This is a genomic window from Enterobacter sp. Crenshaw (genome assembly GCF_024734705.1).
Lineage (GTDB): Bacteria > Pseudomonadota > Gammaproteobacteria > Enterobacterales > Enterobacteriaceae > Enterobacter > Enterobacter asburiae_B.
The window spans coordinates 3,345,626-3,362,838 of sequence record NZ_CP102932.1 but is presented as its reverse complement, the minus strand read 5'-3'; the positions used below and the strand labels follow the sequence as shown (position 1 = coordinate 3,362,838).

Annotated in this window: 17 protein-coding genes and 4 tRNA genes; 10 read left to right on the top strand and 11 right to left on the bottom strand. The window is 56.0% G+C overall.

What is annotated here, in order from left to right:
• The first annotated feature begins 53 nt into the window (after positions 1–53).
• From NWV12_RS15995 to pdxK, 6 genes are all read left to right on the top strand, one after another.
• Positions 54–1,067 carry a sulfate ABC transporter substrate-binding protein gene (locus NWV12_RS15995; RefSeq protein ID WP_023308734.1) on the top strand — a complete coding sequence of 338 codons (1,014 nt, stop codon included), beginning with the start codon at positions 54–56 and terminating at the stop codon, positions 1,065–1,067.
• Positions 1,067–1,900 carry a sulfate/thiosulfate ABC transporter permease CysT gene (gene cysT, locus NWV12_RS15990; RefSeq protein WP_004123378.1) on the top strand — a complete coding sequence of 278 codons (834 nt, stop codon included), beginning with the start codon at positions 1,067–1,069 and terminating at the stop codon, positions 1,898–1,900. Before NWV12_RS15995 ends, cysT begins: the two co-directional genes overlap by 1 nt.
• On the top strand, positions 1,900–2,775 hold the full coding sequence (cysW, locus tag NWV12_RS15985) for a sulfate/thiosulfate ABC transporter permease CysW (protein WP_023308733.1): 876 nt from the start codon (positions 1,900–1,902) through the stop codon (positions 2,773–2,775). The genes cysT and cysW overlap by 1 nt, the downstream gene beginning before the upstream one ends.
• Complete coding sequence (cysA, locus tag NWV12_RS15980; protein ID WP_008501607.1) at positions 2,765–3,859, top strand: sulfate/thiosulfate ABC transporter ATP-binding protein CysA; 1,095 nt, start codon at positions 2,765–2,767, stop codon at positions 3,857–3,859. The genes cysW and cysA overlap by 11 nt, the downstream gene beginning before the upstream one ends.
• 113 nt (positions 3,860–3,972) lie before the next feature.
• Positions 3,973–4,884: a cysteine synthase CysM gene (cysM, locus tag NWV12_RS15975; protein ID WP_048978875.1), complete on the top strand. Its 912-nt coding sequence runs from the start codon at positions 3,973–3,975 to the stop codon at positions 4,882–4,884.
• A gap of 5 nt (positions 4,885–4,889) precedes the next feature.
• On the top strand, positions 4,890–5,726 hold the full coding sequence (gene pdxK, locus NWV12_RS15970) for a pyridoxine/pyridoxal/pyridoxamine kinase (RefSeq protein WP_023332955.1): 837 nt from the start codon (positions 4,890–4,892) through the stop codon (positions 5,724–5,726).
• A 44-nt stretch (positions 5,727–5,770) separates the two neighbouring features.
• Here the strand turns inward: pdxK and crr are convergent, their stop codons facing one another.
• From crr to cysZ, 5 genes are all read right to left on the bottom strand, one after another.
• Positions 5,771–6,280 carry a PTS glucose transporter subunit IIA gene (crr, locus tag NWV12_RS15965; protein ID WP_003861316.1) on the bottom strand — a complete coding sequence of 170 codons (510 nt, stop codon included), beginning with the start codon at positions 6,278–6,280 and terminating at the stop codon, positions 5,771–5,773.
• A 40-nt stretch (positions 6,281–6,320) separates the two neighbouring features.
• Positions 6,321–8,048: a phosphoenolpyruvate-protein phosphotransferase PtsI gene (gene ptsI, locus NWV12_RS15960; RefSeq protein WP_023332954.1), complete on the bottom strand. Its 1,728-nt coding sequence runs from the start codon at positions 8,046–8,048 to the stop codon at positions 6,321–6,323.
• 44 nt (positions 8,049–8,092) lie between these two features.
• On the bottom strand, positions 8,093–8,350 hold the full coding sequence (ptsH, locus tag NWV12_RS15955; protein WP_000487600.1) for a phosphocarrier protein Hpr: 258 nt from the start codon (positions 8,348–8,350) through the stop codon (positions 8,093–8,095).
• 317 nt (positions 8,351–8,667) lie between these two features.
• Positions 8,668–9,639, bottom strand: coding sequence for a cysteine synthase A (gene cysK, locus NWV12_RS15950; protein WP_014884739.1), 972 nt, complete (start codon positions 9,637–9,639; stop codon positions 8,668–8,670).
• Positions 9,640–9,802: 163 nt separating this feature from the next.
• The gene (gene cysZ / locus NWV12_RS15945; protein ID WP_048978876.1) at positions 9,803–10,564 is read right to left on the bottom strand and encodes a sulfate transporter CysZ; all 762 of its coding nucleotides are present in this window, start codon (positions 10,562–10,564) and stop codon (positions 9,803–9,805) included.
• A gap of 230 nt (positions 10,565–10,794) precedes the next feature.
• On the opposite strand from cysZ, the gene zipA reads away from it, so the two are divergent.
• The 3 genes from zipA to NWV12_RS15930 all read left to right on the top strand — a co-directional run bounded on the left by zipA (position 10,795) and on the right by NWV12_RS15930 (position 14,080).
• Positions 10,795–11,778: a cell division protein ZipA gene (gene zipA / locus NWV12_RS15940; protein WP_023308727.1), complete on the top strand. Its 984-nt coding sequence runs from the start codon at positions 10,795–10,797 to the stop codon at positions 11,776–11,778.
• A gap of 69 nt (positions 11,779–11,847) precedes the next feature.
• Positions 11,848–13,863: an NAD-dependent DNA ligase LigA gene (gene ligA, locus NWV12_RS15935; protein ID WP_101744638.1), complete on the top strand. Its 2,016-nt coding sequence runs from the start codon at positions 11,848–11,850 to the stop codon at positions 13,861–13,863.
• Position 13,864: 1 nt separating this feature from the next.
• A complete protein-coding gene (locus NWV12_RS15930) occupies positions 13,865–14,080 on the top strand; it encodes a DUF3820 family protein (protein ID WP_003861328.1) in 216 nt (71 codons plus the stop codon).
• Here the strand turns inward: NWV12_RS15930 and NWV12_RS15925 are convergent.
• Positions 14,077–15,072 (bottom strand): bile acid:sodium symporter family protein, encoded by a 996-nt coding sequence (locus NWV12_RS15925; RefSeq protein WP_048978877.1) that lies wholly within the window; start codon positions 15,070–15,072, stop codon positions 14,077–14,079. The two genes, NWV12_RS15930 and NWV12_RS15925, sit on opposite strands and share 4 nt — an antisense overlap.
• Before the next feature lie 89 nt (positions 15,073–15,161).
• Between NWV12_RS15925 and NWV12_RS15920 the strand changes: the two genes are divergently transcribed.
• A complete protein-coding gene (locus tag NWV12_RS15920) occupies positions 15,162–16,097 on the top strand; it encodes a LysR family transcriptional regulator (protein WP_048978878.1) in 936 nt (311 codons plus the stop codon).
• Here the strand turns inward: NWV12_RS15920 and NWV12_RS15915 are convergent.
• From NWV12_RS15915 to NWV12_RS15895, 5 genes are all read right to left on the bottom strand, one after another.
• Entirely contained in the window at positions 16,094–16,432 is a 339-nt protein-coding gene (locus NWV12_RS15915) for a FlxA-like family protein (protein WP_039263694.1), read from the bottom strand. The genes NWV12_RS15920 and NWV12_RS15915 overlap by 4 nt on opposite strands.
• Before the next feature lie 188 nt (positions 16,433–16,620).
• Positions 16,621–16,696 (bottom strand) — tRNA-Lys (locus NWV12_RS15910).
• Positions 16,697–16,700: 4 nt separating this feature from the next.
• Positions 16,701–16,776: transfer RNA gene (locus tag NWV12_RS15905), tRNA-Val, on the bottom strand.
• A 29-nt stretch (positions 16,777–16,805) separates the two neighbouring features.
• Positions 16,806–16,881, bottom strand: a tRNA-Val gene (locus NWV12_RS15900).
• 41 nt (positions 16,882–16,922) lie between these two features.
• Positions 16,923–16,998: transfer RNA gene (locus tag NWV12_RS15895), tRNA-Val, on the bottom strand.
• Positions 16,999–17,213 lie beyond the last annotated feature (215 nt).

The window sequence follows — 17,213 nt, the reverse complement described above, 5'->3', positions numbered from 1 at the left end:
CCGTTATAAATATTATGACTATAAGATAGTCATCACATTTATAAGGGTGCGCAATGGCCGTTACTGTACTGAAAAAAGGAACTCTGGCGCTGGCAGGTTTACTGCTGGTGGCACAGGCGCAGGCGACTGAACTGTTGAACAGTTCGTATGACGTCTCCCGCGAGCTGTTTGCCGCCCTTAATCCACCGTTTGAACAGCAGTGGGCGAAAGATAATAACGGCGACAAGCTGACCATCAAGCAGTCCCACGCCGGGTCGTCCAAGCAGGCGCTGGCGATTTTGCAGGGCCTGAAAGCGGATGTGGTGACCTACAACCAGGTGACTGACGTGCAGATCCTGCACGACAAAGGCAAGCTGATCCCGGCAGACTGGCAGAGCCGACTGCCGAACAATAGCTCCCCGTTCTATTCCACCATGGGCTTCCTGGTGCGTAAGGGTAACCCGAAGAATATCCACGACTGGAGCGACCTGGTGCGTTCCGACGTGAAGCTGATTTTCCCGAATCCAAAAACTTCCGGTAACGCGCGTTATACCTATTTAGCCGCGTGGGGCGCGGCGGACAAGGCTGACGGTAACGATAAAGCCAAAACCGAGCAGTTCATGACCCAGTTCCTTAAAAACGTCGAAGTGTTTGATACCGGCGGCCGCGGGGCGACAACGACCTTCGCGGAACGCGGTCTCGGCGATGTTCTGATCAGCTTTGAATCGGAAGTGAATAACATCCGCAAACAGTACGAAGCGCAGGGCTTCGAGGTCGTTATCCCGAAAACCAACATCCTGGCCGAGTTCCCGGTGGCGTGGGTGGATAAAAACGTGCAGGCAAACGGTACCGAGAAAGCGGCAAAAGCCTATCTCAACTACCTGTACAGCCCGCAGGCGCAGACCATCATTACCGATTACTACTACCGCGTGAATAACCCGGACGTAATGAACAAACTGAAAGACAAATTCCCGCAGACCGATTTGTTCCGCGTGGAAGATCATTTCGGCTCCTGGCCTGATGTGATGAAAACGCATTTTGCCAGCGGCGGTGAGTTAGACAAACTGCTGGCGGCGGGGCATAAGTAATGTTTGCAGTTTCGACAAAACGCGTGCTGCCGGGCTTTACCTTAAGCCTCGGGACCAGCCTGCTGTTCGTCTGCCTGATCCTGCTGTTGCCGCTCAGCGCGCTGGTGATGCAGCTTGCTCAGATGAGCTGGGCGCAGTACTGGGACGTGGTCACCAACCCGCAGGTGGTGGCGGCCTATAAGGTGACGCTGCTGTCGGCGTTTGTCGCCTCCATTTTTAACGGCGTGTTTGGCCTGCTGATGGCGTGGATCTTAACCCGCTATCGCTTCCCGGGCCGCACGCTGCTTGACGCCCTGATGGATCTGCCGTTTGCGCTGCCGACTGCAGTGGCGGGCTTAACCCTCGCGTCGCTCTTCTCCGTGAACGGGCTGTACGGCGAGTGGCTGGCGAAATTCGACATCAAAGTGACCTACACCTGGCTCGGTATCGCGGTGGCGATGGCCTTTACCAGCATCCCGTTTGTGGTCCGTACCGTGCAGCCGGTGCTGGAAGAGTTGGGTCCGGAATACGAAGAAGCGGCGGAAACGCTGGGCGCCACGCGCTGGCAGAGCTTCCGCAAGGTGGTTCTGCCGGAGCTCTCTCCGGCGCTGATGGCGGGCGTCGCGCTGTCGTTTACCCGCAGCCTCGGTGAGTTCGGCGCGGTGATTTTTATCGCCGGGAACATCGCCTGGAAAACAGAAGTCACCTCGCTGATGATTTTCATCCGTTTGCAGGAGTTTGATTATCCGGCGGCGAGCGCGATTGCCTCAGTGATCCTGGCGGCCTCGCTGCTGCTGCTGTACTCGATTAACACTCTGCAAAGTCGCTTTGGTCGACGTGTGGTAGGTCACTGATGGCGGAAGTTACGCAATTGAAGCGATACGATGCACCCCGCATTAACTGGGGTAAATGGTTTCTGATTGGGGCGGGCGTGCTGGTTTCCGCCCTCATTCTGGTCGTGCCGACGGTTTATATCTTCGTTCAGGCATTCAGCAAGGGCCTGATGCCCGCGCTGGAAAACCTGGCGAACCCGGATATGCTGCATGCCATCTGGCTGACCGTGCTGATTGCGCTGATCACCGTGCCGGTGAACCTCGTGTTCGGGACCCTGCTGGCCTGGCTGGTAACCCGCTTTAACTTCCCGGGACGTCAGCTGCTGCTGACCCTGCTGGACATTCCTTTCGCCGTATCGCCGGTGGTGGCGGGTCTGGTGTACCTGCTCTTTTACGGCTCCAACGGCCCGTTGGGCGGCTGGCTGGACGAGCATAACCTGCAGATCATGTTCGCCTGGCCGGGCATGGTGCTGGTCACCATCTTCGTGACCTGTCCGTTTGTGGTGCGTGAGCTGGTGCCGGTGATGTTAAGTCAGGGGAGCAACGAAGACGAAGCGGCGGTGCTGCTGGGCGCTTCCGGCTGGCAGATGTTCCGTCGCGTGACGCTGCCGAATATCCGCTGGGCGCTGCTTTACGGCGTGGTGCTGACCAACGCCCGCGCTATTGGTGAGTTCGGTGCCGTTTCCGTCGTCTCCGGCTCCATCCGGGGTGAAACCCTGTCGCTGCCGCTCCAGATTGAGCTGCTGCAGCAGGACTACAACACCATCGGCTCGTTTACTGCCGCAGCGTTGCTGACGCTGATGGCCATCTTGACCCTGTTTTTGAAGAGTGTGGTGCAGTGGCGTTTAGAAAATCAGGAAAAACGTCAGCATCAGGAGGGAAATCATGAGCATTGAGATTGCCAATATTAAGAAGTCTTTTGGTCGCACCCAGGTGCTGAATGATATCTCGCTGGATATCCCTTCCGGACAAATGGTGGCGCTGCTGGGGCCGTCCGGCTCGGGCAAAACCACGCTGCTGCGTATTATCGCCGGGCTTGAGCATCAGACCAGCGGGCACATCCGCTTCCACGGCACCGACGTGAGCCGCCTGCACGCCCGCGATCGTAAAGTAGGTTTTGTGTTCCAGCACTACGCGCTGTTCCGCCACATGACCGTGTTCGACAACATCGCGTTTGGCCTGACCGTGCTGCCGCGTCGCGAACGTCCGGATGCGGCAACTATTAAGGCGAAAGTGACCAAACTGCTGGAGATGGTGCAGCTGGCTCACCTGGCGGATCGTTTCCCGGCCCAGCTGTCCGGCGGGCAGAAACAGCGCGTGGCGCTGGCGCGCGCGCTGGCCGTTGAGCCGCAAATTCTGCTGCTGGATGAACCCTTCGGCGCGCTGGATGCGCAGGTGCGTAAAGAGCTGCGCCGCTGGCTGCGTCAGCTGCATGAGGAGCTGAAATTCACCAGCGTCTTCGTGACCCACGATCAGGAAGAGGCGATGGAAGTTGCGGATCGCGTGGTGGTCATGAGCCAGGGCAACATTGAGCAGGTTGACGAGCCGGAGCAGCTCTGGCGTGAACCGGCGACCCGCTTCGTGCTGGAGTTTATGGGCGAGGTAAACCGTCTGCAGGGCACTATTCGCGGCGGACAGTTCCACGTTGGCGCGCATCGCTGGCCGCTGGGCTATACCTCCGCGCATCAGGGGCCGGTCGATCTGTTCCTGCGTCCGTGGGAAGTGGACGTGAGCCGCCGAACCAGCCTGGATTCACCGCTGCCGGTGCAGGTGCTGGAAGCTAGCCCTAAAGGTCACTACACCCAATTAGTGGTACAGCCGCTGGGCTGGTATACCGAGCCGCTGACCGTGGTCATGCGCGACGACGTGCCGCCGCACCGGGGTGAGCGCCTGTTTGTTGGGTTGCAGCACGCCCGTATTTATCACGGGAAGGAGCGCATCGAGACGCGCGAGGATATTGCTCTGGCGGAGTCAGCCTGATAGGTTAGGATTACGTAGTTTTGCCGGGTGGCGCTGCGCTTACCCGGCCTACAATATGACGTCTGTAGGCCCGGTAAGCGAAGCGCCACCGGGCTTTTTATTGGACAGCGAGCATGAATACATTAGAACACACCATCGGTAACACTCCTCTGGTCAAGCTTCAGCGCACGGGTCCGGACAACGGCAGTGAAATCTGGGTCAAACTGGAAGGCAATAACCCTGCGGGGTCGGTGAAAGACCGCGCGGCGCTGTCGATGATTGTCCAGGCCGAAAAACGCGGAGAAATTAAGCCAGGCGACGTGCTGATTGAGGCCACCAGCGGCAACACCGGTATCGCCCTGGCGATGATCGCCGCGCTGAAAGGCTACCGCATGAAGCTGCTGATGCCGGACAACATGAGCCAGGAGCGCCGCGCCGCGATGCGTGCCTACGGCGCCGAGCTGATTCTGGTGACCAAAGAGCAGGGAATGGAAGGCGCGCGCGACTTAGCGCTGGAGATGGCCGGGCGCGGTGAAGGTAAACTGCTGGATCAGTTCAACAATCCAGACAACCCGTACGCGCACTACACCACCACCGGCCCGGAAATCTGGCAGCAAACCGACGGGCGTATCACCCATTTTGTCTCCAGCATGGGCACCACCGGTACCATTACCGGGGTATCGCGTTTTCTGCGCGAGCAGGAAAAAACCGTCACCATCGTTGGCCTCCAGCCGGAAGAGGGGAGCAGCATTCCGGGGATTCGCCGCTGGCCGGCAGAGTATATGCCCGGCATTTTTAATGCGCAGCTGGTGGATCAGGTGCTGGATCTTCACCAGCGCGAGGCGGAAAATACCATGCGTGAGCTGGCCGTGCGCGAAGGTATCTTCTGCGGCGTCAGTTCGGGCGGCGCGGTAGCGGGTGCGATTCGGGTAGCGCAGGCAAACCCGGGGGCGGTAGTGGTGGCGATTATTTGCGATCGCGGCGATCGCTATCTGTCTACCGGCGTCTTTGGTGAAGAGAGTTATTCGCAGGGGGCGGGGATTTAAGCGTCATGGAGATGATTCTATTCCGGGATAACACCCGGGCGCAGCAAACCGACATTGTCGCCGTGCAGTCGCAGGTGGTTTACGGCAGCGTGGGGAACAGCATTGCGGTACCGAATATTCGTACCCACAGGCTGAACGTTACCGCCGTGCCGACGGTTCTGTTTAGCAACACGCCGCATTACGACACGTTTTATGGTGGGGTGATCCCCGACGAGTGGTTCAGCGGCTATCTTAAGGCCCTGGAAGAGCGCGAGATCCTGCGCGAGCTTAAAGCGGTCACCACCGGCTATATGGGCAGCGCCAGCCAGATCGTCCTGCTGGCTCAATGGCTGAAGGCGGTCAAAGCGCAGCATCCTGACCTGCTGGTGCTGGTCGATCCGGTTATCGGCGATATCGACAGCGGTATGTACGTGAAGCCCGAGATCCCGCAGGCGTATCGGGAACACCTGCTGCCGCTGGCGCAGGGGATTACGCCCAACGTCTATGAGCTGGAAGTGTTAAGCGGCAAACCGTGCCGTACGCCGGAAAGCGCCATCGCGGCGGCGCAGGGACTGCTCTCCGATAGCCTGAAATGGGTGGCGATCACCAGCGCGCCGGTGGCCGATGACCCGGAAAACATCCACGTGGTGCTGGTGACGAATGAAGGCGTGACCGTCAGCGCGCATCCGCGCGTAGAAACCGATCTGAAAGGGACGGGCGACCTGTTCTGTTCAGAGCTGGTGAGCGGAATTGTTGAGGGGAAAACCGTTGCCGACGCCATTCGCATGGCCGGCGATCGGGTGACTGACGTGATGCTCTATACCCAGTCGAAGGGCTACGACGAGCTTATCCTACCGGCATAAACAAAAATGGCGCCCGAAGGCGCCATTTTTCTGTGCGGCAAGAATTACTTCTTGATGCGGATAACCGGGGTTTCACCCACGGTGACGCTGCCAGACAGTTTGATCAGTTCTTTAATTTCGTCCATGTTGGAGATAACAACCGGCGTCAGGGTAGACTTGGCTTTTTCTTCCAGCAGTGGCAGATCGAATTCAATTACCGGGTCGCCAACTTTAACACGCTGGCCTTCTTCCGCGATACGTTTGAAGCCTTCGCCTTTCAGTTCAACGGTGTCGATACCGAAGTGAACGAACAGTTCGATACCGCTATCAGATTCGATAGAGAACGCATGGTTGGTTTCAAAAATTTTACCGATGGTGCCGTCAACTGGAGCAACCATTTTGTTGCCAGTTGGTTTGATAGCAATGCCATCACCAACGATTTTCTCAGCAAACACTACATCCGGCACGTCTTCGATGTTGACGATCTCGCCGGAGAGCGGAGCAACAATCTCAATAGTTCCGGAGTCTTTCTTATCATCAGAAACCAGAGATTTCAGTTTATCGAACAAACCCATGATCTTCTCCTAAGCAGTAATTTGGGCCGCATCTCGTGGATTAGCAGATTGTTTTTTCTTCAATGAACTTGTTAACCAGCGTCATTAACTCGTCCGTTGTCGGTTGAGCAAGAGCCTGCTCTGCTAACACCTTCGCATCTTCGAAGTTCGTGTTACGGATAATCTTCTTAATGCGCGGGATGGAAATGGCGCTCATAGAGAATTCGTCCAGACCCATACCCAGCAACAGAAGTGTAGCACGTTCGTCGCCTGCAAGCTCACCACACATGCCAGTCCATTTACCTTCTGCATGAGAAGCATCAATAACTTGCTTGATCAAGTTCAGTACGGACGGTGACATTGGCTGGTAGAGATGTGAAATCATATCATTACCACGGTCAACTGCCAGGGTGTACTGCGTTAAATCATTGGTGCCGATACTAAAGAAATCAACTTCTTTGGCTAAATGACGCGCAATGGTCGCCGCCGCAGGTGTTTCCACCATTACGCCGATCTCGATTGACTCGTCAAAGGCTTTACCTTCGTCGCGCAGTTCCTGTTTGTAGATTTCGATCTCTTTCTTCAGTGCACGCACTTCTTCAACAGAGATGATCATCGGGAACATGATGCGCAGTTTACCGAAAGCAGAGGCACGCAGGATCGCGCGAACCTGGTCACGCAGGATCTCTTTACGATCCATCGCGATACGGATTGCACGCCAGCCCAGGAACGGGTTCTCTTCTTTCGGGAAGTTCATGTACGGCAGCTCTTTGTCGCCGCCGATGTCCATGGTACGGACGATAACCGCCTGAGAGCCACACGCTTCAGCTACGGCTTTATAGGCAGCAAACTGCTCTTCTTCCGTTGGCAGCGCGTCGCGGTCCATGAACAGGAATTCTGTACGATAGAGACCTACGCCTTCCGCGCCGTTGCGCTCAGCGCCATCAACGTCGCGGACGGTACCGATGTTCGCGCACACTTCAACCTGATGGCCGTCCAGGGTGATGGCTGGCAGGTCTTTCAGCTTAGCGAGTTCGGCTTTTTCAGTCGCAACTTGCTCCTGAACCGCGCGCAGTTTATCGATCTCTTCATTGGTTGGGTTGACGTAAACCAGATTGTTTACGGCATCCAGAATCAGATAGTCGCCGTTTTTCACCTGAGAGGTGACGCTACCGGTACCCACGATGGCAGGCAGTTCCAGAGAGCGCGCCATGATAGAGGTGTGCGAGGTACGGCCACCCGCGTCGGTGATGAAACCGAGGACCTTTTTCAGGTTCAGCTGTGCAGTTTCAGACGGGGTGAGGTCAGCGGCAACCAGGATAACTTCATCCTGAATCGCGCTCAGATCGATGATGGCCAGACCCAGGATGTTGCGCAGCAGGCGCTTACCGATGTCACGTACGTCAGCCGCACGTTCTTTCAGGTATTCATCATCCAGTTCTTCCAGGGCAGTTGCCTGACCTTCGATAACTTCATGCGCAGCCGCGTCGGCCGTCATGCCTTTATCTTTAATCAGGGCTATGATTTCCTGCTCCAGCTCCTCATCTTCGAGCAGCATGATGTGCCCTTCGAAGATGGCTTCTTTTTCTTCACCGAAAGTTTCGCCAGCTTTAGTTTTGATTGCTTCCAGTTGCGCAGATGCCTTGGCACGACCGCTCAGAAAACGTTCAACTTCCTGATCAACCTTGTCGGCAGAAATTTTTTTCCGGTCGATGACGATCTCGTCTTCTTTCAGCAGCAGTGCTTTGCCGAAAGCGATACCCGGGGATGCTAAAATGCCTGAAATCATAACCCTACCTTACTTGTGACTGATATTTAAAAGAACCCGGAAACTTACTCGAGCTCAGCCATCAGTTTTACCAGATGCTCAACTGCTTTCTGCTCGTCTTCACCTTCTGCAGAGATGGTGACAACGGTGCCCTGAGTCAGGCCCAGAGTCTGCAGTTTGAACAGGCTTTTTGCGCTCGCGCTTTTGCCGTTGGAAGTCACAGTGATTTCAGAAGTGAAGCCTTTTGCTTCTTTAACAAACTGAGCAGCAGGGCGGGTGTGCAGACCGTTCGGAGCGGTAATGGTAACTTCTTGCTGGAACATTGTATTTCCCCAACTTATAGGTTTAGTGTTGTGGAACTAAAGTCTAGCCTGGCGACTGAACTTTAGCCTGTATTGTTAGCGCTGACGTTTCGATCGTCATTAAACATTATGCAGCGAAAGCAAGACTTGAACCAAATCATAAAATCGATTCAGCAAGGCTATTTCATTCACCGATTAATTTCACGCATCAAAATAATTGCTGGTTTAAATACCAGACCCAACGGGGTGAAGCAATGCCAGGAGGGGCAAAAGTTTGAAGCAGGCCACAAAAAAGCACCTGAAAAGGTGCTTTTTTACGCGTTATTAACATGCTGGCACTACTGTTGCAGCTCTTTTTCGGTAAACAGATCGGCAAACAGTGCGGTGCTCAAGTAACGCTCGCCTGAAGAAGGAAGGATAACCACAATATTCTTGTTGGTAAAGGCTTCATCTTCCTGAAGCTTGAGCGCTGCCGCAACGGCTGCACCGGAAGAGATACCCGCCAGAATGCCTTCTTCATCCATCAGGCGACGCGCGGTAGAAATGGCTTCTTCGTTAGTGATAGTCACCACTTTATCGATCAGCTTCAGATCCAGGTTGCCCGGAATGAAGCCTGCGCCAATACCCTGAATTTTATGCGGGCCTGGCTTAAGCTCTTCACCCGCCAGTGCCTGGGTGATAACCGGTGAGTCAGTTGGCTCAACGGCAACGGTGATCAGGTCTTTTTTACCCTTTGTGCCTTTAATATAGCGTGACACGCCGGTCAGCGTACCGCCGGTACCTACGCCGGAGATAAAGACGTCAACCTGGCCGTCGGTATCTTCCCAGATTTCCGGACCGGTGGTTTTCTCGTGAATTTCCGGGTTAGCCGGGTTGCTGAACTGCTGCAGCAGCAGATATTTCGCCGGATCGCTGGCCACAATCTCTTCAGCTTTCTGAATGGCGCCCTTCATGCCCTTCGCGCCTTCGGTCAGCACCAGGTTCGCGCCCAGCGCTTTGAGCAGCTTACGACGCTCAATGCTCATGGTTTCTGGCATGGTCAGCGTCAGCTTGTAGCCACGCGCGGCGGCCACATAGGCCAGAGCGATACCGGTGTTACCGCTGGTCGGTTCCACCAGCTCAACGCCAGGCTTCAGTACGCCACGTTTTTCAGCATCCCAAATCATGTTTGCACCGATACGGCATTTTACGCTGAAGCTCGGGTTACGTGATTCGACCTTCGCCAGAATGCGTCCATTACCGATACGGTTCAGTCGAACCAGGGGCGTATGACCGATAGTCAGCGAGTTGTCTTCATAAATCTTACTCATGGCCTGTCCTTAACTGTATGAAATTGGGATACCGACCCAGCATACCTGTTGAGCAGGTAGGGGGAAGTAAGGAATTCGCATATCTATATACTGCAAGGAAATAATGGGGATCAGTATGGAATAAGGGGCGGCATAAGCCACCCCTGCTTTACACATTTTTGCATTATTTCCATAACGCGTGCTTAGCACGGTAGCAGTCGACCCACATCGCCGTCGCGCCGCAGACGGCGACGGGCATGATGAACAGATTCAGGAAGGGAATCATGGTGAACAGGCTGGTCAGCGCGCCAAACTGCATATTGGCGACCTTCTGGCTGCGCAGGGCGGTGCGCATCTCTTTAAACGGCACCTTGTGGTTATCGAACGGATAGTCGCAGTACTGGATGGCCAGCATCCAGGCGCTGAACAGGAACCACAGCACCGGCGCCACCGTCTGGCCAATGCCTGGCACAAAATAGAGGATAAGCAGCACGACCGCGCGGGGCAGGTACCAGGCAAACTTCTGCCACTCGCGCTTCATGATGCGTGGCAGGTCTTTCATGATCCCCAGCACGCCCGTGTCCGGTGGCGTCACACCGGTAAGCCGCGCTTCCAGCTGTTCCGCCAGCAGACCGTTGAACGGTGCGGCTATCCAGTTGGCAATCGTCGAAAAGAAGTACCCAAACACCAGCAGCACGGAGATCACCGCCACCGGCCAGAGCAGGTAGTTAAGCCACTGCAGCCAGTCCGGCACGTAACTCATCAGCGACGGGATCCAGCTCTCCAGCTTTGTGAATAGCCACCAGAACGCGCCGCCCATCAGAATAATGTTGATCAACAGCGGCAGAATCACGAAGCGTCGAATCCCCGGCAGGGAGACCAGTTTCCAGCCCTGAGAAAAATACCATACGCCGCTGCGCGGGGGAGAAGAAGATGTTGAAACCATAGCCAGGCTGTACTCCTTTTTACACAACCAGTGGAATTGCCCGCCTATATTATCCACTTACGGAGCAATGACCAGTTCGGAAATGTTCGAAAAACCAGCAAAAAGCACGATTTCCTTCATCTTTATGCTGTGAATGCTCTGCACACACTTGCACTTGACGTAAACGGCAAATACTCTTAGTGAGTAAATGTTTGCCGTGGTGGCAAGGTGTTAGAACAACAGAGAATATAATGATGCAGGATTTGCGTCTGATATTAATCATTGTTGGCGCGATCGCCATAATCGCTTTACTGGTACATGGTTTCTGGACCAGCCGTAAAGAGCGTTCCTCGATGTTTCGCGATCGCCCACTGAAGCGCATGAAGTCCAGTCGTGACGACGATGACAGTGAAGATGACATCGACGGCAGCGATGACGACGGCGTGGGTGAAGTTCGTGTTCATCGGGTCAATACTGCGCCCGGCGCAGGCCATGGGGAGCATGAAGCGCCTCGTCCTTCGCAGCACCAGTATCAACCGCCGTATGCTTCTGCACAGCCGCGCCAGCCAGCGCCGCAGCCTGTGGAAGAACCGGTGCGCCAGCCGCCGCAACAGCCTGTCTATCAGCAGCCTGCTGCGCCACAGCCGGTTCAACAGCAACCGGTGCAGCAGCCCGTGCAGCAACAGCCTGCTCAGCCGGTACAACAACCGCAGCAGCCTGTTCACGTACAGCCTGCGCCTCAGCCTGCTCCGGCTCCACACGTTGAGCCTGAGCCCGTTGTAGAACCAGAGCCGGTTGTTGAAAAACCGCAGCGTAAAGAAGCGGTGATCATCATGAACGTGGCCGCGCATCACGGCAGCCATCTTAACGGTGACGTGCTGCTCAACAGTATTCAACAGGCAGGATTCAAGTTTGGCGATATGAACATTTTCCATCGCCATCTGAGCCCTGACGGTAGCGGTCCGGCGCTGTTCAGCCTGGCCAACATGGTTAACCCTGGCACCTTTGATCCGGAAATGACCGGTGATTTCGTGACCCCGGGCGTCACTATCTTTATGCAGGTGCCTTCTTACGGCGACGAACTGCAAAACTTTAAGCTGATGCTGCAGTCCGCTCAGCACATCGCTGACGAAGTCGGCGGCGTGGTGCTCGACGATCAGCGTCGAATGATGACCCCGCAGAAGCTGCGCGAGTATCAGGACCGCATCCGCGAAGTTAAGGAAGCTAACGCGTAATCGTCGCGTTTACTTCAACTCCTCCTCAACCCCCGCCTGTCGGGGGTTTTTTCTCATTGATGGTGCGATATGGACTCAATCGAACAACAACTCACTGAACTGCGAACCACGCTTCGCCATCATGAATACCTCTATCATGTTATGGACGCGCCGGAAGTCCCGGATGCGGAATATGACCGCCTGATGCGCGAGCTGCGCGAATTAGAGGCGCAGCATCCGGAGCTTATCACGCCGGATTCCCCTACCCAGCGCGTCGGCGCTGAGCCGCTAGGCGCTTTCAGCCAGGTGCGCCATGAGGTGCCGATGCTGTCGCTGGATAACGTCTTCGATGAAGAGAGCTTCCTCGCGTTTAACAAGCGCGTGCAGGATCGCCTGAAAAGCAGCGACTCCCTCACCTGGTGCTGCGAGCTCAAGCTGGATGGCCTGGCGGTCAGTCTTCTCTATGAAAACGGTGTGCTGGTGCGTGCCGCAACGCGTGGCGACGGTACGACGGGCGAAGACATCACCACCAACGTGCGTACCATCCGCGCGATCCCGCTGAAGCTGCAGGGTGACAACATTCCCGCGCGTCTGGAAGTGCGCGGCGAGGTGTTCCTGCCCCAGGCGGGCTTCGAGAAAATTAACGACGAGGCGCGTCGCACCGGCGGGAAGGTGTTTGCTAACCCGCGTAATGCGGCGGCAGGCTCTCTGCGCCAGCTTGACCCGCGTATTACCGCGAAGCGACCGCTTACTTTCTTCTGCTACGGCGTTGGTATTCTGGAGGGCGGCGAGCTGCCGGATACGCACCTCGGACGCCTGCTGCAGTTTAAAGCGTGGGGCCTGCCGGTGAGCAACCGCGTTCAGCTCTGCGACTCGCCGGAAGCGGTGCTGGCGTTCTACCACAAGGTGGAAGAGGACCGTCCGACGCTCGGTTTTGATATTGATGGCGTCGTCATCAAGGTGAATTCTCTGGCGCTGCAGGAGCAGCTAGGCTTTGTGGCGCGCGCGCCGCGCTGGGCGGTGGCGTTTAAGTTCCCTGCTCAGGAGCAGATGACCGTCGTTCGCGATGTGGAGTTCCAGGTTGGCCGTACGGGGGCGATTACCCCGGTCGCCCGTCTGGAGCCCGTGCAGGTTGCGGGCGTGCTGGTGAGTAATGCCACGTTGCATAACGCCGATGAAATCGAACGCCTCGGCCTGCGCATTGGTGACAAAGTGGTGATTCGCCGCGCGGGCGACGTTATCCCGCAGGTGGTTAACGTCGTGGAGTCGGAACGTCCTGCCGATACGCGCGAGATCGTCTTCCCGACCCACTGCCCGGTGTGCGGCTCCGACGTTGAGCGTGTGGAAGGTGAAGCGGTGGCGCGCTGCACGGGTGGCTTAATCTGTGGTGCGCAGCGTAAAGAGTCGCTGAAGCACTTCGTCTCTCGTCGGGCGATGGACGTCGACGGCATGGGCGACAAGATTATCGATCAGCTGGTTGAGAAAGAGTATGTCCATACGCCAGCGGATCTCTTCAGGCTGACGGCAGGTAAACTGACCGGTCTGGATCGCATGGGGCCAAAGTCAGCCCAGAATGTGGTTAACGCGCTGGAAGCCGCCAAAGAGACGACCTTTGCCCGCTTCCTGTACGCGCTGGGCATTCGTGAAGTGGGTGAGGCGACGGCAGCGGGCCTGGCGGCGTACTTTGGTACGCTGGAGGCGTTGGAAAAGGCTAGCATCGACGAGCTGCAGAAAGTCCCTGACGTAGGCATTGTGGTCGCCACGCACGTCTTTAACTTCTTCGCCGAAGAGAGCAACCGTGAAGTTATCGGCAAGCTGCTTGAAGAGGGCATCAGGTGGCCCGCGCCGGTGGTGGTTAACGCCGAAGAGATCGACAGCCCGTTCGCCGGTAAAACGGTAGTCCTGACCGGCAGCCTGAGCCAGCTTTCACGCGACGATGCGAAAGCGCGCCTGGTGGCGCTGGGGGCCAAAGTGGCGGGCAGCGTGTCGAAGAAAACCGACCTGGTGATCGCCGGGGAAGCGGCGGGCTCTAAGCTGGCGAAAGCCCAGGAGCTCGGCATTGAGGTTATCGACGAAGCGGAAATGATGCATCTGTTAGGAGAGTAACGTGGAGAAAGAACAGCTCGTTGAAATAGCCAATACGGAGATGCCGTTCGGTAAATACAAGGGCCGCAGGCTGATTGATTTGCCGGAGGAGTATCTGCTGTGGTTTGCCCGTAAGGATGAATTCCCGGCAGGGCGACTGGGCGAGCTGATGGCTATCACGTTACTGATCAAAACCGAGGGGCTGACCCAGCTGGTTCAGCCCCTGAAACGTCCTTAAGCCTTCGCGGCGCGGGTCTCTTCCTGCGCCAGCTTTTCGGTCTGGCGCTTGTAGCGACGCGCCAGCACCGCGCAGACCATCAGCTGGATCTGGTGGAAAATCATCAGCGGCAGCACCATCATCCCAATCACCGAGGTCGGGAATAGAATATTGGCCATCGGGATACCGTTAGCCAGGCTCTTTTTCGAACCGCAGAACACAATGGTGATTTCATCCGCTTTGCTGAAGCCGCACCTGCGTGCCACAAAGACGTTTACCGCAATCACAATCGCCAGCAGGACGATGCTGACCACCACGATAAACAGCAGCGAACCTGCGCCCACCTTATGCCAGATCCCGTTCACAACCGCTTCGCTGAAGGCGGAATAGACCACCAGCAGAATCGACGACTGGTCGGTTTTTGAGATCCATTTCTTGTGCTTCGTCACGAACGCCCCGGTCCATGGACGGGATAGATGCCCCAGGACAAACGGCAGCAGCAGCTGTAGGCAAATTTTTCCAACCTGCTCGAGATTGCCTTCCGCGCCGTGCATGTTCATCAGCAGGCCCACCAGCAGCGGGGAAACGAAAATCCCTAACAGGCTGGATGCCGATGCCGAGCAGACCGCGGCCGCAACGTTCCCTCCGGCGAGAGAGGTAAAGGCAATGGCGGACTGTACGGTAGCCGGCAGAATACAGAGATACAGGAAACCGGTGTAAAGCGCCGGGTCGACGTTAACCGGCGCCCACCAGGCAAACAGCACTCCGAGGATTGGGAACAGAATGAACGTGCTGCACATCACCCAGAGATGCAGCCGCCAGTGGCTACCGCCGGCAATAATCGCTTCGCGCGAGAGCTTTGCGCCGTGCATAAAGAACAGCAGCGCGATGGCGGCCGTCGTCAGCCCTTCAAAAAACGGGACGAAGCCCCCGCGGGCGGGGAAGAACGAGGCCAGTAAAACGGTAACCACCAGGGTGAGCGTAAACGGATCAACAATACGAAATAGTTTCATAATGACTCCTGAAAACAGATGTCGCTATTGTGCTTTTTTCCATTTGAGAAATAAAATTGATTTATTGCATCCATTCATGAATGAAACAGATGAATTACTCCTTACGCCAGCTTCGTATTTTCGTCACCGTCGCTCACGCCCGCAGCTTTAGCCGGGCAGGGGAGATGATTGGCCTGAGCCAGTCGGCGGTCAGCCACAGCGTGAAAGAGCTTGAGAATCAGACCGGGGTGAAGTTGCTTGACCGCACAACCCGTGAAGTGGTGCTGACCGAAGCAGGGCAGCAGCTCGCCCTGCGTCTTGAACGATTGCTGGATGAGCTGAACAGCACGCTCAGAGACGTGGGGAGGCTGGGGCAGCAGCTTTCGGGGACCGTGCGCGTCGCGGCCAGTCAGACAATCTCTGCACACCTTATCCCGCAATGTATTGCCGAGGGAAGTCATCGCTACCCGGACATTGATTTTGTCCTGCATGACAGGCCGCAGCAGTGGGTGCTGGAGAGCATCCGCCAGGGAGATGTGGATTTTGGTATTGTTATCGATCCCGGCCAGGCGAGCGATCTGGCGTGTGAAAGCGTACTTTCCGAGCCATTCTTGCTGCTCTGCCGTGACGACGACCCGCTGGCAGAGTTGCCGGAAGTCAGCTGGCAGTCTCTGACGGGCGCGAACCTGGTTTTACAGGATTATGCCTCGGGCAGCCGTCCGCTGATTGATTCCGCGCTGGTGAATCAGGGCGTAAAGGCAACGATCGTGCAGGAGATTGGTCACCCGGCGACGCTTTTTCCCATGGTAGAAGCCGGCATTGGCATCAGCGTGTTGCCCGCCCTGGCGCTTCCCCTGCCGCAGGGAAGCCGGCTGGCCGTCAAGCGATTAACGCCCGTTGTTGAGCGAAAGCTGATGCTGGTGCGGCGAAAAAATCGCTCACTCTCGGGGGCGGCGCAGGCTATCTGGGAAGTGGTGCGTATCCAGGCACAACGATTAACCGAAGCCCGCATACGCGACCCACTGTTTAACGCATCAGAAGATTAGATGTAGATATCAATCTGATTATTGTCTGAAGGGTTATTTACACCTTCCACTTTGCCCAGCTTTTGATCCTGCTTCTTCTGGGCTTCTTCGGCCTGCTGGCGCTGCAGCGCGGCGAGCTGTGCCTGCAGCACTTTGAGCTGGGTCTGAATAAGTTCCTGCTGCTTCTTCTTCTCATCGGTGCTGATGGGGCTGTTCGCCAGCTCTTTTAACTGCTGAGTCAGCTTTTTGATCTTGTCGAGAATGCGGGTGATTTGCGTAGCGATATCGTTGCTGCTGGAAGTTCCACTCGCGCCGCTGGTTTGAATCTGTTGGGTTGAAGCCTGAATGGTCGTCATACTTTTTCCTCGCGTTATAAAACAGAGGTATCGGCACTAACGGGATTAGCTTGAGCAAAACTGCCATATCTGGCAGGGAGTTACATCGATACACAATCAGTATTGATGATGCGGTGAAAGTGTACTGGAAGGCGGAAGTAGACAAACTGCAGATAGCAAAAAGGCGCCTTTAGGGCGCCTTTCTACATTGGTGGGTCGTGCAGGATTCGAACCTGCGACCAATTGATTAAAAGTCAACTGCTCTACCAACTGAGCTAACGACCCGAAATGGTGGGCGATGACGGGCTCGAACCGCCGACCCCCTCCGTGTAAAGGAGATGCTCTACCAACTGAGCTAATCGCCCATTTCGGAACTGGTGCGATAAGGTGAGAATGGTGGGCGATGACGGGCTCGAACCGCCGACCCCCTCCGTGTAAAGGAGATGCTCTACCAACTGAGCTAATCGCCCAATCTCAATTCTTATCTACACTGCGGGCCTACCGAAGTAGATGGTGGGTGATGACGGGCTCGAACCGCCGACCCCCTCCGTGTAAAGGAGATGCTCTACCAACTGAGCTAATCACCCCCGCTGTGTGGAGTCGCATTATAGGGAGAGTTGAAAATGAGTCAACGCATTTTCTAAAGTTTTTATTCGTTCGTCGTAAAATTAAACAAAACGATCGCGAAACGGGCAATGACGCATGATTTCTAAACAAAAATCGCAAACTCGGTCACGATAAAGGGATCAACATTGAGGAATCCCCCCACAGTGATAGAATATTGCCCATCGTTTTTTCCCCA

Bases quoted from the DNA above. Each gene is read 5' to 3' on its own strand.
- NWV12_RS15995 (WP_023308734.1), top strand. From the start codon at position 54: ATGGCCGTTACTGTACTGAAAAAAGGAACTCTGGCGCTGGCAGGTTTA.
- cysT (WP_004123378.1), top strand. From the start codon at position 1,067: ATGTTTGCAGTTTCGACAAAACGCGTGCTGCCGGGCTTTACCTTAAGC.
- NWV12_RS15920 (WP_048978878.1), top strand. From the start codon at position 15,162: ATGAATTACTCCTTACGCCAGCTTCGTATTTTCGTCACCGTCGCTCAC.
- NWV12_RS15925 (WP_048978877.1), bottom strand. From the start codon at position 15,072: ATGAAACTATTTCGTATTGTTGATCCGTTTACGCTCACCCTGGTGGTT.
- zipA (WP_023308727.1), top strand. From the start codon at position 10,795: ATGATGCAGGATTTGCGTCTGATATTAATCATTGTTGGCGCGATCGCC.
- cysA (WP_008501607.1), top strand. From the start codon at position 2,765: ATGAGCATTGAGATTGCCAATATTAAGAAGTCTTTTGGTCGCACCCAG.
- ptsH (WP_000487600.1), bottom strand. From the start codon at position 8,350: ATGTTCCAGCAAGAAGTTACCATTACCGCTCCGAACGGTCTGCACACC.
- cysM (WP_048978875.1), top strand. From the start codon at position 3,973: ATGAATACATTAGAACACACCATCGGTAACACTCCTCTGGTCAAGCTT.
- ligA (WP_101744638.1), top strand. From the start codon at position 11,848: ATGGACTCAATCGAACAACAACTCACTGAACTGCGAACCACGCTTCGC.
- NWV12_RS15915 (WP_039263694.1), bottom strand. From the start codon at position 16,432: ATGACGACCATTCAGGCTTCAACCCAACAGATTCAAACCAGCGGCGCG.
- cysW (WP_023308733.1), top strand. From the start codon at position 1,900: ATGGCGGAAGTTACGCAATTGAAGCGATACGATGCACCCCGCATTAAC.
- cysZ (WP_048978876.1), bottom strand. From the start codon at position 10,564: ATGGTTTCAACATCTTCTTCTCCCCCGCGCAGCGGCGTATGGTATTTT.
- crr (WP_003861316.1), bottom strand. From the start codon at position 6,280: ATGGGTTTGTTCGATAAACTGAAATCTCTGGTTTCTGATGATAAGAAA.
- ptsI (WP_023332954.1), bottom strand. From the start codon at position 8,048: ATGATTTCAGGCATTTTAGCATCCCCGGGTATCGCTTTCGGCAAAGCA.
- cysK (WP_014884739.1), bottom strand. From the start codon at position 9,639: ATGAGTAAGATTTATGAAGACAACTCGCTGACTATCGGTCATACGCCC.
- pdxK (WP_023332955.1), top strand. From the start codon at position 4,890: ATGGAGATGATTCTATTCCGGGATAACACCCGGGCGCAGCAAACCGAC.